The organism is Pseudactinotalea sp. HY158 (genome assembly GCF_009660225.1).
Lineage (GTDB): Bacteria > Actinomycetota > Actinomycetes > Actinomycetales > Beutenbergiaceae > HY158.
Genome location: NZ_CP045920.1, coordinates 2,870,989 through 2,883,608, shown reverse-complemented (window position 1 = coordinate 2,883,608; position 12,620 = coordinate 2,870,989). Strand labels below are relative to the sequence as shown.

Sequence of the window (12,620 nt, the reverse complement as noted above, 5' to 3'; positions counted from 1 at the left end):
GTGGCCGCGCTCGTCGAGGACGCCGACGGGGCTGGTCGGGTGTACGTGCGCGGGGAGCTGGCGTACCTGTGGGACGGCCAGGACGAGGCCGGACGCAGGCTCGCGGCGGTGGCGCTGGTGCGGATCGGGGCCGCGACGGGGCGGCGGTGGCGACCGGGTTCGACATCGGCCGAGAGACGTTGCGCCGGTGGGTGCGGGCCGCGCAGAGCGCGGGGACGGCCGGGCTGGTCCCGGAGCGGCGCGGGCCGAGAGGCCCGTCGAAACTGACGCCGGCGGTGGTCGCCGAGATCGGGACCCGCCGCGCGGGTGGGGCCTCGTTGCGGGCGGTGGCCTCGGCGGTCGGGGTCTCGACCGATTCGGTGCGCCGGGCTCTGGCCGAGGGGGCGGGCGGTGGCGAGGCCGGGGTGGGGCCGGGCGCGGCGGGGGCGCGGGTCGAGGCCGTGCCGGTGGTGCTGGCCGAGCCGGAGCCGCGTGTTGGTGAGCGTGCCGCGGCTCGGGCGCATGTGATCGAGGCCGCCGACCCGGTGTTCGCCCCGGCCGCGCGGGTCCCGCTGGCCGGGCTCCTACTCGCCCTGCCGGCCCTGGCGGCCACGGGTCTGCTGTCCTGCGCGAGGGAGGTCTACGGCAAGCTCCCGGCCGGGTTCTACGGGCTCGAGACGACGGAAGTTGTCAAGGTGTACGAGGCCAGTGCCCTGTTATGCGGCCTGTTCGTAGGCCGGGTTCGAGTCCTCCTTGGTCGATTGGTCGTGTTCATCGTCGGGCTGGTTGATCCAGGCCGCTGTGGGTAGGTCGAGGATCTTCGGGGCGTGGTTGGTCGAGAAGCGTTCGGGGTGGGCAGCGCGCGCGGCGGCGAGGGTGGCCTGACGGTCGGTCGCGATCTGATCGGCGTGGCCATAGTGGACGTCTGCGGGGGTGTGGAGCCCGATCCCGGAATGGTGGTGTTCGTGGTTGTACCACTCGGTGAACTCGGCCATCCAGGCGCGGGCATCGTCCAGGGATCCGAACCGTTCGGGGAACGTGGGGCTGTACTTGGCGGTCTTGAACAGTGATTCCGAGTACGGGTTGTCGTTCGAGACCCGCGGGCGTGAGTGTGAACGGACTACCTGCAGGTCCTCCAGCAGTACAGCGACCGATTTCGAGGTCATCGAGGTGCCGCGGTCGGCGTGGACGACGTGGGGGATGCCGTGGATGCCGAAGACCTCGCGCATCATCTCCTCGGCCAGCGGGCCACTTTCACGGGCGTGGACGATGGCCCCGACGATATAGCGCGAGTAGATGTCGAGCATGACGTAGGCGTCGTAGTAGACGCCCTTGGCCGGTCCGGGCAGTTTCGTGATGTCCCACGTATAGACCTGGCCGGGGCCGGTGGCCACGAGCTCGGGGACCGTCCGGGCGGGGTGACGGGCCTGCCGGCGACGATCGACTACCTGGTCGTCCTCACGCAGGATCCGGTACATCGTGGACACCGAGCACAGGTAGGTCCCTCGTTCGAGCAATGTGGCGTAGACCTGCATCGGCGTGGAGTCAACGAATTCCGGGCTATCGAGGACCTCCAACACGACCTCGCGCTCGGCACACGAGAGCCTATTGACCGGATCGGCCCGATCAAGTGGGGTCGGCGCCGGGCGGGCCTTGCCGTGGCGAGCGGCCGTGGCCCGGGAGATGCCCGTCAGCCGCGCAGCCTCACGGGTGGTGATGCCGGCACCGGTGAGCTCCTCGTGGGTGGCCATCAGCGCTTCGTGGGCCCGTGCCCGTCCTGCGCGCTCCTGGAGATCTGCTCCAAGAGCGCGTGTGTTTTTCCCATGATCTCCAGGGCAGTACGGGTCTGGTCCAACTCGTTCTGGGTCACCTCCAACTGCCTGCGCAGCCGTCCGATCTCGGCCTGCTCCCGGTTCGGGCGACCGACCGCCTGACCAGGCTCCTTGCCCTCGAGGACGCCCGCATCACGCAGCCGCCGCCACTCGCTGATGGAGGCCGAGTGCAGCCCCTCGCGGCGCAGGTACGCTCCCGCGTCCCCGTCGGCCAGGGCCTGCTCGTAGGCCTGGACATGGGCGAGCTTCTGCGCCGGGGTGAACCGTCGCCGCTTCGGGCCACCAGCCCGGGGGCCAGCCCCGGCGGGGTCCTCCTGACTGTTCTCGTTCATCATCTTCAACGCGTTCGGCATCATCATCGGATCGTTCCTAGTCTCACCCTACGAGTCATACTTGCTATGAGGACCTGGTCTCAACTCAGCCTGACACGTAGGGCGATGCTCCTCGAGGGGGTCTTGCGGGCCCTGGCCGGTCAGCCGCGGGCGGAGGGCGCGGGCCGGTTCGCGCCGGTCGACCTGGGCCGGGTGCTGGGTATGGACCGGGCCCCGGAGGTCAAGACCATCCGCCGCAAGATCGGCCAGCTCACCGCCCGGGGCCGGGCCGGTGACCTGCTCGCGGGCATGGCCGCCCACCACCTCGGCCGGCCCGGCGCTGCCAGCAGGGACGAAGACCTCGGTCTGGTGCTGTATGTCGACGGGCACGTCCGGGCGTATCAGGGCACGAAGAAGATCGCCAAGACGCACCTGTCCCGGCTGCGGTTCCCCGCCCCCGCGACGGTGGAGACCTGGATCAGCGATGCCGCCGGCGACCCGGTGCTGGTGGTGATGTCCGCGCCCGGCGCCTCGCTCGCGATGGAGCTGCGGTCCCTGCTGCCGCAGCTGAGGAAGGCGGTCGGGGACGACCGGCGGGTCCTGGTCGGCTTCGACCGCGGCGGCTGGTCCCCGGCCCTGTTCGCCCACATGGCCGCCCGCGGGTTCGACGTGCTGACCTGGCGCAAGGGCCACACCGAGAACGTCGCCGGCGACCTCTTCGCCGAGACCGTATCGATCGACGAGACCGGTCGGGAACACCACTGGATCCTTGCCGACACGATCGTCGAACTGCCGATCAAGAACGGCGGCGGGACGTACCCGATGCGGCAGGTCACCCGCCTCGACACCAAGAAGGGCCTCACCAAGCAGGTGCACGTGCTGACCACCCGCACCGACCTGCCCGCGGTCGAGATCATGTACCGGATGGGATCGCGCTGGCGCCAGGAGAACTACTTCCGCTACGCCCGCGGCCACCTGGGCCTGGACTCTCACGACTCCTATGCCGCGAGCCAGGACGACCCGGACCGGTCAGTACCGAACCCGGCCAAACGCCATTCCCACCTGGCCGTGCAGAACGCCACGGCCAGGGTCGAGCGCGAACGCGCCCGCACCGACGCCGCCCTCCTGGCAGCCCGCACGACCACGCCCGGCCAGGCCGGCGTGGTCGTAACGAACACCCTCCATAACGCCCTGACCGCGGACCTGCACGCCGCTGAGGACGACCTCGCCGCCGCCCGCGCCGACCACAAGCACGTCCCGGCCAGGGTCCGCCTCGGTGACCTCGCGCCCGGCCAGCAGGTCCTGGACACCGAGACCAAGCTGATCCACCACGCCATCAGGATCGCCGCGTTCAACACCACCACCGCGATCGCCCGCGATATCCGGATCAACACCGGCTACGCCCGCGCCGACCAGGAGGCCTACACCCTCGCCCGGCAGGTCCTGACCCAGCCCGGCGACATCGTCCCCGACGAGGCCGCCGGCACCCTGACGGTCCGGCTCGACCCGCTCCCCACCAGCCGTGAGACCGACGCCATCGCCGAACTCTGCGAGCACCTCACCGCCACGCGCACCACCTACCCAGGCACCGACCTGACCCTGCGCTACGAAATCAAGAACCGGACCTGACCCCCCACAAACTTTCATGACATGTCAGGAGTCCTGGAGCCCGGCCACCCGGGAGAACATGCCCGGGCGGTGCGCCGGGTCACGCGGGCGCTCGGGCAGGGCCACGGCTGCGAGGCAGATGCCCTGACCGAGCAGATACCCGGCTACGCGAGGGCGGGAGACGTCGTCCATGCGCTCGACGGTACGCCCGCCCTCCGGCCGGCGAGCCTACTTCGAGTAGTCGACCGTGATCTCGCCGAGCTGGACCGACAGGTCGATCGTGTTCGCGGAGGCGGGATCCTGGCGGATCCGCAGGTCGCCGGTCGAACCGAGGGCGCTCGAGCGGGTGACCGCGTACGCGGCCTCGGGTACGGCCAGGTCGATGTGCCCGGCCGAGACGTTCGCGGTGACCTGGCGCGGGGGCGCGCCGGTGAACGTGCCCGTCATCGAGCCCGCCTGCACCGAGGCGCGGATCGTGGTGACGTCGGCCGCGGTGATGCGGGCGTCCCCGGCGTTCACCCCGACGGCGAGCGTGTGGGCGGCCCCGGCGAGGGTGACCCGTCCGGCGTTGAGCTGGAGATCGACATCCGTGAAGTCGCCGTCGATCGTGGCCTCACCCGCGGCGACGTCGGCCGCGAGGGACACCTCGCCGGCGAGCCGGCGGGGCAGCACGAGCGTGGCGTCGGTGTCCGACCAGCGATTGAACGGGCCCCAGGAGCGCGGTGACCGGACCTCGAGAGCGCCCCCGCGACGTTCGAGCGTCCAATTGCCGGAGACGAGCCCGGGCTGCTCCACGTCGAGGGTCGCGTCGGGCACGTCGTCGAAGCGGACCACCAGGGTCGTGCGGTCGACGTCCACCTCGACCGCCTCGACGCCCGCGACGGGCGCGGTGAGCGTGTCGTGGCTCCCGCCGGCGGCGGCCACGCCCGCGACGACCCCGGTGCCGAGGGTGAAGGTGAGCACGACGACCCCGATCACGACGAGCACGACGCTCACGGCCGAGCGGCGGCGGGTGGGCTGGGAGGTCGGGAGGGCGGTCATGACGAGGGTCCGTTCGTGTTGAGGTGGGTGAGCACCGCGAGCACGCGGCGATTGCTGTCGGGGCCGGGGTCGATGTCGAGCTTGGTGAACACGGCGGAGATGTGCTTCTCCACGCTGCCGGGGGAGATGAACAGCTCCTCGGCGATCGCGCGGTTCGAGCGGCCTTGGGCCATGAGCTCGAGCACGTCGCGCTCCCGGTCGGTCAGCCGGTCGAGGCCGTCGTGACGGCGGCGCCGGGTGAGGAGCTGGGAGACGACCTCGGGGTCGAGCACCGTGCCGCCGCCCGCGACCTGGACGAGGGATGCGAGGAAGTCCTCGATATCGGCCACACGATCCTTGAGCAGGTACCCCAGGGCGCCGGCGGCGGAGGTGATGAGGTCGGTCGCGTACCGTTCCTCGACGTACTGGGAGAGCACGAGGATCGCCACCTTCGGGCTCGTGCGGCGCAGTTCCTGGGCGGTGCGGATGCCCTCGTCGGTGAACGTGGGCGGCAGGCGCACGTCGATCACGGCGATGTCGGGCTCGAGCCGGGTGGCCGTGGCCACGAGCGAGGTGGCGTCGGGCAGGGCGGCGACCACGTCGTGGCCGGCGTCGCTCAGGAGCCGGATGAGGCCCTCCCGCAGGAGTACGGAGTCCTCGCAGATCAGGACGCGCATGGCAGGTTCACCTCGATGGTGGTCGGGCCCCCGACGGGGCTGATGAGGGCGAAGGAGCCGCCGGCGGCGCCGATGCGATTGGCCACGCCGTCGATCCCGCCGCCGGGGACGGTGCGGGCGCCGCCGGCGCCGTCGTCCTCGATCCGGGCCCACACGGACCCGTTCGGGCGGGCGCGCACCGTGATCCGGCACCGCTGTGCGCCGGAGTGCTTGGCCACGTTCGTGATGGACTCGGCGATGGCGAAGTAGAGGGCGGCCTCGGTCTGCGGGGCGCAGCGGCCCGGCAGGTCGACGTCGAGCTCGACCGGCACGTGGGAGCGGGCGGCCAGGGCGGAGAGGGCGGCGTCGAGGCCGCGGTCGGTAAGCACGGCCGGGTGGATTCCGCGGGCGAGCTGGCGCAGCTCCGTGATCGCCGACTTGACCGACGTGTGCGCCTCGGCGATGAGCTCGGCGGCCTGGTCGGGGTCGGAGGCGAGCTTGCCCTTGGCCATGCCGAGGGTCATCCCGACCGAGACGAGCCGGGGCTGGACCCCGTCGTGCAGATCGCGTTCGATCCGCAGCCGCTCCACCTCGGCGGAGTGCATGGCCTCGACCCGGCGCTGCGCGGAGGCCTCGGCCGCGCGGGCCAGCTCCGCCTCCCGGTCCGGCACGAGCATCTGGGCGGAGATCGCCCGGTGGGCCACGATCAGCCCGTAACTCAGGCCGATCGCGAGCAGCAGCGCGATCGCGCCGATACCCGCGGCGGCCCCGACGCCGAGGTCGGTGGGCAGCCACCACACGGAGGCCGTGATGCGCGCGGAGAACAGGGGGCTGAGCAGGAGCACGATGCCCGTGCCGGCGACCTTGACCAACGCGAGCAGCGCGCACCCGAGGGCGCTGATGAGCGCCAGGTGCAGGAGCGCCCGCCAGCTGCCCCGATCCGTGAACTGCAGCCCGACGGTGGCCGGCACCCGCCAGGCGTCGGTGCGCTGCGAGCGCCGCATCGGGGTGAGCACCGACTCGGTGCCGAGCAGGGCCGAGACCCGTTCGGTCTCGAGCCAGGCGACCCCGCGCAGCCCGAAGGCCACGAGCGGCACGAGCAGGAGGCCGATCCCGAACACGAACACGAGCGGGATCGCGGTGACCGCGATCGTCAGGAGGCTCGTGAGGATCACCGGGCCGACGATCCCGATCGCCGCCAGGTGGGTGAGGATGGTGGCGCCGCGCGCCAGTCGTTGCTGCATGGGACCAACGGTAGGAGAACGGCCCGGTCCCGTGCGTCGGGGCGGGCCCGACTGATTCCGGCTGCAATCCGCTGGGGGAAATCCCCCGGTCGCGGTGACTCGTGTTCTACGCTGAACCTCGTCCGAGAAAGGGGCGACTATGACCGAGCCCGTGCTCGTCGTGGACGATCTGCACAAGTCGTTCCGGTCGGTCGAGGCGGTGGCGGGTATCGGCTTCCACATCGACCCCGGCGAGACCTACGGTCTGCTCGGGCCGAACGGCGCGGGCAAGACCACGACGATCTCCATGATCGCCGGCCTCCTCGCCGCCGACTCCGGGTCGATCACGATCGCTGGCGAGCCCATGACCCCGACGGCGATCCACGTGCGCTCCCACCTCGGCCTCGTGCCCCAGGATCTGGCGATCTACCCGGACCTGAGCGCCCGGGAGAACCTCGCGTTCTTCGGCCGGCTGCAGGGCCTGCACGGGCACCGACTGCGGGCGCGGGTGACCGAACTCCTCGAGGTCGTCGGGCTGAGCGATCGTGCGAAGAGCCGCACGAAGGAGTTCTCCGGCGGCATGAAGCGTCGCCTCAACATCGCGATCGGGCTGCTGCACGAGCCCGCCCTCCTCATCCTCGACGAGCCGACCGTGGGCGTCGACCCGCAGTCGCGCAACGCCATCGTGGACTCGGTCGCCCGGCTCGCGGGCGAGGGGATGGCCGTGCTCTACACGACCCATTACATGGAGGAGGCCCACCGGCTGTGCGACCGGATCGCGATCGTCGACGACGGCGTCATCCGCGCCGAGGGCACGGCCGGTGACCTCATCGGCCTCATGGGCGGGGTCGACGAGGTCCGGCTGACCGGCACGGGCGACGTGGCCGCCGCCGCGGCGGCGCTCGAGGCGCTGCCCGGGGTGAGCGGCGTCGTCGCGACGGGCGAGGAACTCGAGGTGCACGTGAGCGATGGGCCGCACGCGATCGCCGGGCTCGTGACCGCGGCCGGGGCGGCGGGCCTGAGCCTGAGCGACGTGGAGGTCACGCGCCCGACCCTCGAGGCGGTGTTCCTGCACCTGACAGGGAAGGGACTACGCGATTGATCGCGCGCCTGCTCACCCTGACCTGGGCCGACCTGCGCACCCAGCTGCGCAGCCCCATGGTGCTCCTGTTCGCGATCGTCGTGCCGGCCGCGCTCATCGTCGTGCTCCATCTCGTGTTCAGTTCCGCGGTCGACGGTTCCTCCGACGAGGTCGTGGTGGCGGTCACCGGGCTCACCGAGAACGCCGATGAGGAGCCGAGTCCGGCAGATCCGACCGCTGCGGCGGTGGCCGGAGCCCTGCGCGGCCTCGACTCCGTCCAGGTCACCGATTCCGGCGATGCCCGCGCGGCGGTCGCCGGCGGCGATGCCGACCTGGGCGTGCTCATCCGAGGGCCCCGGATCGAGCTCGTCCGGGGAGACGTCTCCGATATCGACGCCTCGGTGGTCTCCTCGGTCGTCACGGGCGTCGCAGCGGGCCTCCGTGCGGTGGACGTGGCGGTCGCCGCCGCCACCGAGCTCGGCGTCGACCCGAGCGGGTCCGGCGAGGTCGCCGGCGCCACGCTGACGACCCGGCCGGGCCAGGTCGCCGATGAGCAGCTCGACGTCGGGGGCGCGCTCGTCGCCGGGCAGGCCGGGCTGTTCCTGTTGTTCACGGTCGGCTTCGCGGTGCTCACCCTGAACACGGAACGCGAGCAGGGCACGCTCCAACGCCTCTACGCCGCACCGATGCCCCGCTGGCTCGTCATCGCCGCGAAGGCACTGACCGCGGCGATCCTCGGCTGCGTGGCCACCGGCATCCTGCTGGTCACCGGCTCGGTGCTGTTCGATATCGACTTCGGGGCCGTCCCGGTGGTGGCCGGCCTCGTCGTCGCGGTGGTGCTCGCCGCCACGAGCGTCGCATTCATCGTCGCCCGCATCGCCCGCACCGCCGAGCAGGCGACGATGGCCCAGACCGTGGTCGCGCTGGTGCTCGGCATCGCCGGGGGCGCGTTCTCCCCGCTCGCCGCCACCGGGATCGCGGCGCGGATCCTCGACGCGAATCCGATCAGCGCCTTCAGCCGGGGCCTGGGCATCAGCTCCGCCGGGGGCGGCTGGGCCGAGGTCTCCGGGGAACTGCTCACGATGGCCGCGTTCACGTTCGGCTGCCTGGTCGTCGCCCGGCTCGTCCCCGACCGGGGGCAGGCCCGATGAGAACCTCACCCACCGTGGCCGTCGCCCGCGTCGAGCTGCGGCGCTTCGTCAATCAGCGCGAGAACATCTTCTTCTCGTTCGTCATGCCGCTGCTGCTCGTGTTCGTGATCGGGCTCCAGTTCGGCGCCGGAGCGGTCGAGACGAGGGTCCTGCTCGTGGGCGAGTCGTCCCAGCTGCGGGAGGATCTGGCGGGTGAGCTGACTGCGGCGGAGGTGAGCGTCGTCGATCATCGATCCGCGCTCGCCCAGCTCGCCCGGGGCCGGGCCGACCTCGCGGTGATCGTGGACGACGCCGCCGCGGCCGCGTACGAAGAGTCACCGCCCGCTCCCGTCGAGCTCGAGATCGTGCGCGGCTCCGGCGCGAACGTCCTCCTCGCGGATCAGGAGGTCGAGGCGGCGCTGCGGACCCTGGCGCAGCACCGCGCCCAGCTCGGGCTGCTCACCGCGGCGGGCGCGGGGCGGTCCGAGGCCGAGGCGGCGCTCGCGGCGGCCGAGGAGGCGGCCCCGCCGGTCACCGTGGCCGTGACCGACCCGGAGGAGACCGCGGATACGTTCGCGGGGATCAGCGGCTTCGACCTGGGGGCGAGCAGCCAGCTGCTGCTGTTCGTGTTCCTCTCCAGCCTCACCGGCGCGAGCACCTTCATCGACGCCCGAAGGAACCGGACGATCTCGAGGATCCTGGCCGCCCCGGTCTCGGCGCGACAGCTGGCCTCCGGGCAGGTGCTCGGCCGGTGGGCGATCGCGATGGTCCAGGGAATCCTCATCATCATCGCCGCGCGTCTCATCTTCGGAGTGGACTGGGGCAACCCGCTCCTCACAGTGCTCGTACTGGCGGTGTTCGGGCTGACGGCCGCCGGCGCGGCCCTGGTCATGGGTGCGCTCATCTCGAGCGAGGGCGCGGCGACCGGGGCCGGCATCGGGATCGGCCTCGTGCTCGCGGCGCTCGGCGGCTGCATGCTCCCGCTCGACCTGTTCACCGGCACGCTGCGCACAGTCGCGCACGTCACACCGCACGCGTGGGCCTATGAGGCCTTCGCCGCGATCCAGCGCCACGACGCCGGTCTGCTCGACGTGCTTCCCCAGGTCGGGGTGCTCGCCGGCTTCGCCGTGATCGCGGTGACGATCGGCACACTGGCCGTGCGGCGGTCCCTCGCGCGCCCGCTCTGACACCCGGCCCGCGGTCGGGCCCGACTGCCGGGTCGAAATGACGAGGGTCAGGCCTCGCCGAGCCACTCCAGGCCGACCTCGCGCTCGACGCTCATGGCCCGCTCGACCGCGCGCACGGCCGCGGACTCGATGCTCGCGCCGACGATCGGCAGCCGCACCTTGACGTCGCCGGTGTAGGACAGCTCGCAGCCCTGGCCGGTCGGTCGCAGGGTCGACGTGCCAGCCGCCTTGGCCGGGGCCCCGGCGATCGTCAGGGTGAGCGTGCCGGTGCGGGCGCCGTCGGAGGCGGGCACGGACCAGGTCTCGACGAAGGTCATGGTCACCCCGCCGGGCACGAATTTGCGGTACCGCTCCGGGATGAGGTCGGCCGGCATGGTCCGCGTCGTCGACACGGTGAAGTCCCCGCCGGCGTCGCCCGTGATGTCCTGGGACGGGTTCGTGGCGCCGGACGCCGCGACCTTGCGCCGCACGTACTCGGGATCGGCGAGCATCGCGGCCACCCGGTCGGCGGGGGCTGGATAGGTGATCGTCGCGTCGAAACGCATGGGGCTCCTCGGCTCTCGGGATCCGCCGGCGGGCCGGCGGATGATCGGCGTGCGAACGCAAGGCTAACCGACCCCTAGGCTGGGGCGGTGTCCACGATGAGCGATCTGATCCAACGGCACGGCACGGGCGACGGTGCCGACGCCGACTGGCTGCACCTGTTGGTCGGGGATTGGCAGATCATCTCCGATCTGGCGTTCGCCGACCTCGTGCTGTGGCTTCCCGTCGAGGGCGGGGACTACGTCGCCATCGCCCACTGCCGCCCGTCGACCGGCGCGACCGTCCACCACGAGGACATCGTCGGCTCGGTCGCGCCGCGCGGATTCGTGCCGACCCTCGACGAGGCCGCCAAGAAGCGCGAGATCATCCGGGTCGTCGAGGCCCGGTGGACCGGCTCGTACGCGATCCGCGAGGAGGCGGTGCCGGTGGTGCGCAACGGGCGCACGATCGCGGTCATCGCCCGCGAGACCCACCTGGGTGCCAGCCGCACGCCGAGCCGCCTCGAGATCAACTACGTCGAGTCCGCCGATGAGCTGTGCGGCATGATCGCCCGCGGCGAGTTCCCGGTGCCCGGGGCCGCGACGGGACGACGACGCGGCGCACCTCGCGTAGGCGACGGCCTCATCCGCCTCAACGGCGAGGGGGAGGTGCTCTACGCCAGCCCGAACGCGCTCTCGGCGTTTCACCGCGTCGGGGTGACCGGCGAGATCGTCGGGCAGTCGCTCGCCGAGGTGACCACGCCGCTGATCGAGCACTCGCGCGAGGTCGACGAATCGCTCCCGCTCGTGGTCATGGGCCGGGCCGCCTGGCGCACCGAGCTCGAGGCCCGGGGGGTGGCGCTCTCACTTCGTGCCGTTCCGGTGACCGAGCTGGGGCAGCGGGTCGGTGCCGTGCTGCTCGCGCGGGACGTCTCCGAACTGCGGCGCCGCGAGCGCGAGCTCATGACCAAGGACGCGACGATCCGCGAGATCCACCACCGCGTGAAGAACAACCTGCAGACCGTGGCGGCGCTCCTGCGACTGCAGGCGCGGCGGACGTCCTCGGAGGAGGCGCGCACGGCACTGGAGGAGGCGATGCGCCGCGTGGCCACGATCGCGACCGTGCACGAGGCCCTCTCCCAGACCATCGACGAGACCGTCGACTTCGACAGCGTCTTCGGGCGGGCGCTCAGCCTCGCCGCCGACGTCGCCACCGCGAACAACGTGCACATCGACTACGTGCGCGAGGGCAGGTTCGGCGTCATCCGGGCCACCAAGGCGACCGCGCTCGCGGTCGTGCTCACCGAACTGGTGACGAACGCGGTCGAGCACGGCCTCGCCACGAGCGGGGGGACCGTGACGATCTCCTCGCACCGCGAGGCCGGGATGCTCCACGTGACCGTGAGCGACGACGGGGTCGGCACCGGCGACGGCATCGGCCGCGGCCTCGGCACTCAGATCGTCAAGACCCTCGTCGACACGGAACTGGACGGCACGATCGACTGGCAGAACAGTCCAGACGGCGGCACCCGCGTGCAACTGACCGTCGGGTTGGGCGAGGTGCGCGACTAGCCCCGACGGCCGCCGGCACGGCGGTACGGCTCAGCGGGCGCGACGTGCCCGGGCCGTGCGGCGCTTGAGGGCGCGGCGCTCGTCCTCCGACATGCCACCCCACACGCCGGCGTCCTGGCCGGAGTCGATGGCCCACTTGAGGCACGTGTCGACCACCGGGCACCGCTTGCAGACGGCCTTCGCCTCTTCGATCTGGACCAGGGCGGGGCCGGTGTTGCCGATCGGGAAGAACAGTTCGGGGTCTTCCGTCAGGCATGCTGCCTCGTGACGCCAATCCATCAGCCACTTCTCCTTGGGCGTGAGTCAGGTACGGAACTTAGGTGTCGTCCTGACGTAAAGTCAATGAACCAACGACTACTTTCACATGTCCGACCAATGACGCACAAGAGCTAGCGGGTCCCATTTTCGTTTTCGCCCTGAGAGGTCTCTCACTGCGCGAGATCGTGAGGTGTGCTACATCTCCCGGCCTCTCCGCCCACCGCACGGCCCGGCCACCGCAC

13 protein-coding genes are annotated in these 12,620 nt (G+C 71.6%); 6 read left to right on the top strand and 7 right to left on the bottom strand.

The annotated features are described in order from the left end of the window. Nucleotides 1–68 precede the first annotated feature (68 nt). A complete protein-coding gene (locus GCE65_RS12640; protein WP_153878650.1) occupies nt 69–788 on the top strand; it encodes a helix-turn-helix domain-containing protein in 720 nt (239 codons plus the stop codon). On the opposite strand, the gene GCE65_RS12635 is transcribed toward GCE65_RS12640, so the two are convergent. Further along, a protein-coding gene (locus GCE65_RS12635; RefSeq protein ID WP_153879273.1) for an IS3 family transposase occupies nt 696–2,143 on the bottom strand; the annotation gives its coding sequence in 2 pieces (ribosomal slippage) (nt 696–1,774 and nt 1,774–2,143; 1,449 coding nt in all). The genes GCE65_RS12640 and GCE65_RS12635 overlap by 93 nt on opposite strands. A gap of 105 nt (nt 2,144–2,248) precedes the next feature. Here GCE65_RS12635 and GCE65_RS12630 point away from each other — a divergent pair. Continuing rightward, nucleotides 2,249–3,751 carry a putative transposase gene (locus tag GCE65_RS12630; RefSeq protein ID WP_194928705.1) on the top strand — a complete coding sequence of 501 codons (1,503 nt, stop codon included), beginning with the start codon at nt 2,249–2,251 and terminating at the stop codon, nt 3,749–3,751. A 24-nt stretch (nt 3,752–3,775) separates the two neighbouring features. On the opposite strand, the gene GCE65_RS12625 is transcribed toward GCE65_RS12630, so the two are convergent. Genes GCE65_RS12625 through GCE65_RS12610 form a run of 4 tightly spaced genes read right to left on the bottom strand, consistent with a single transcriptional unit; the run spans nt 3,776 to nt 6,650 of the window. Beyond that, nucleotides 3,776–3,922, bottom strand: coding sequence for a hypothetical protein (locus GCE65_RS12625; protein ID WP_153878648.1), 147 nt, complete (start codon nt 3,920–3,922; stop codon nt 3,776–3,778). 36 nt (nt 3,923–3,958) lie between these two features. Then, complete coding sequence (locus GCE65_RS12620) at nt 3,959–4,771, bottom strand: hypothetical protein (RefSeq protein WP_153878647.1); 813 nt, start codon at nt 4,769–4,771, stop codon at nt 3,959–3,961. Next, nucleotides 4,768–5,427 carry a response regulator transcription factor gene (locus GCE65_RS12615; protein ID WP_152909396.1) on the bottom strand — a complete coding sequence of 220 codons (660 nt, stop codon included), beginning with the start codon at nt 5,425–5,427 and terminating at the stop codon, nt 4,768–4,770. The genes GCE65_RS12620 and GCE65_RS12615 overlap by 4 nt, the downstream gene beginning before the upstream one ends. Next, complete coding sequence (locus GCE65_RS12610; protein ID WP_194928704.1) at nt 5,415–6,650, bottom strand: histidine kinase; 1,236 nt, start codon at nt 6,648–6,650, stop codon at nt 5,415–5,417. The genes GCE65_RS12615 and GCE65_RS12610 overlap by 13 nt, the downstream gene beginning before the upstream one ends. A gap of 139 nt (nt 6,651–6,789) precedes the next feature. Between GCE65_RS12610 and GCE65_RS12605 the strand changes: the two genes are divergently transcribed. The 3 genes from GCE65_RS12605 to GCE65_RS12595 are packed head-to-tail and all read left to right on the top strand — an operon-like array spanning nt 6,790 to nt 10,027. Further along, nucleotides 6,790–7,731: an ABC transporter ATP-binding protein gene (locus GCE65_RS12605; protein WP_153878645.1), complete on the top strand. Its 942-nt coding sequence runs from the start codon at nt 6,790–6,792 to the stop codon at nt 7,729–7,731. Then, the gene (locus tag GCE65_RS12600; RefSeq protein ID WP_153878644.1) at nt 7,728–8,861 is read left to right on the top strand and encodes an ABC transporter permease; all 1,134 of its coding nucleotides are present in this window, start codon (nt 7,728–7,730) and stop codon (nt 8,859–8,861) included. Before GCE65_RS12605 ends, GCE65_RS12600 begins: the two co-directional genes overlap by 4 nt. Continuing rightward, nucleotides 8,858–10,027 carry an ABC transporter permease gene (locus GCE65_RS12595; protein WP_153878643.1) on the top strand — a complete coding sequence of 390 codons (1,170 nt, stop codon included), beginning with the start codon at nt 8,858–8,860 and terminating at the stop codon, nt 10,025–10,027. Before GCE65_RS12600 ends, GCE65_RS12595 begins: the two co-directional genes overlap by 4 nt. 47 nt (nt 10,028–10,074) lie before the next feature. Here GCE65_RS12595 and GCE65_RS12590 read toward each other — a convergent pair whose 3' ends face one another. Beyond that, a complete protein-coding gene (locus tag GCE65_RS12590; RefSeq protein WP_153878642.1) occupies nt 10,075–10,572 on the bottom strand; it encodes a DUF2505 domain-containing protein in 498 nt (165 codons plus the stop codon). A 96-nt stretch (nt 10,573–10,668) separates the two neighbouring features. Here GCE65_RS12590 and GCE65_RS12585 point away from each other — a divergent pair, with 96 nt between their 5' ends. After that, entirely contained in the window at nt 10,669–12,120 is a 1,452-nt protein-coding gene (locus GCE65_RS12585; RefSeq protein ID WP_152909402.1) for a sensor histidine kinase, read from the top strand. Between the two features lie 30 nt (nt 12,121–12,150). On the opposite strand, the gene GCE65_RS12580 is transcribed toward GCE65_RS12585, so the two are convergent. Then, entirely contained in the window at nt 12,151–12,399 is a 249-nt protein-coding gene (locus GCE65_RS12580; protein WP_152909403.1) for a WhiB family transcriptional regulator, read from the bottom strand. Nucleotides 12,400–12,620 lie beyond the last annotated feature (221 nt).

Excerpts from the sequence above, each read along its gene's own strand:
- GCE65_RS12630 (WP_194928705.1), top strand. The coding sequence starts at position 2,249 with ATGCTCCTCGAGGGGGTCTTGCGGGCCCTGGCCGGTCAGCCGCGGGCG.
- GCE65_RS12625 (WP_153878648.1), bottom strand. The coding sequence starts at position 3,922 with ATGGACGACGTCTCCCGCCCTCGCGTAGCCGGGTATCTGCTCGGTCAG.
- GCE65_RS12620 (WP_153878647.1), bottom strand. The coding sequence starts at position 4,771 with ATGACCGCCCTCCCGACCTCCCAGCCCACCCGCCGCCGCTCGGCCGTG.
- GCE65_RS12615 (WP_152909396.1), bottom strand. The coding sequence starts at position 5,427 with ATGCGCGTCCTGATCTGCGAGGACTCCGTACTCCTGCGGGAGGGCCTC.
- GCE65_RS12610 (WP_194928704.1), bottom strand. The coding sequence starts at position 6,650 with ATGCAGCAACGACTGGCGCGCGGCGCCACCATCCTCACCCACCTGGCG.
- GCE65_RS12605 (WP_153878645.1), top strand. The coding sequence starts at position 6,790 with ATGACCGAGCCCGTGCTCGTCGTGGACGATCTGCACAAGTCGTTCCGG.
- GCE65_RS12595 (WP_153878643.1), top strand. The coding sequence starts at position 8,858 with ATGAGAACCTCACCCACCGTGGCCGTCGCCCGCGTCGAGCTGCGGCGC.
- GCE65_RS12590 (WP_153878642.1), bottom strand. The coding sequence starts at position 10,572 with ATGCGTTTCGACGCGACGATCACCTATCCAGCCCCCGCCGACCGGGTG.
- GCE65_RS12585 (WP_152909402.1), top strand. The coding sequence starts at position 10,669 with ATGAGCGATCTGATCCAACGGCACGGCACGGGCGACGGTGCCGACGCC.
- GCE65_RS12580 (WP_152909403.1), bottom strand. The coding sequence starts at position 12,399 with ATGGATTGGCGTCACGAGGCAGCATGCCTGACGGAAGACCCCGAACTG.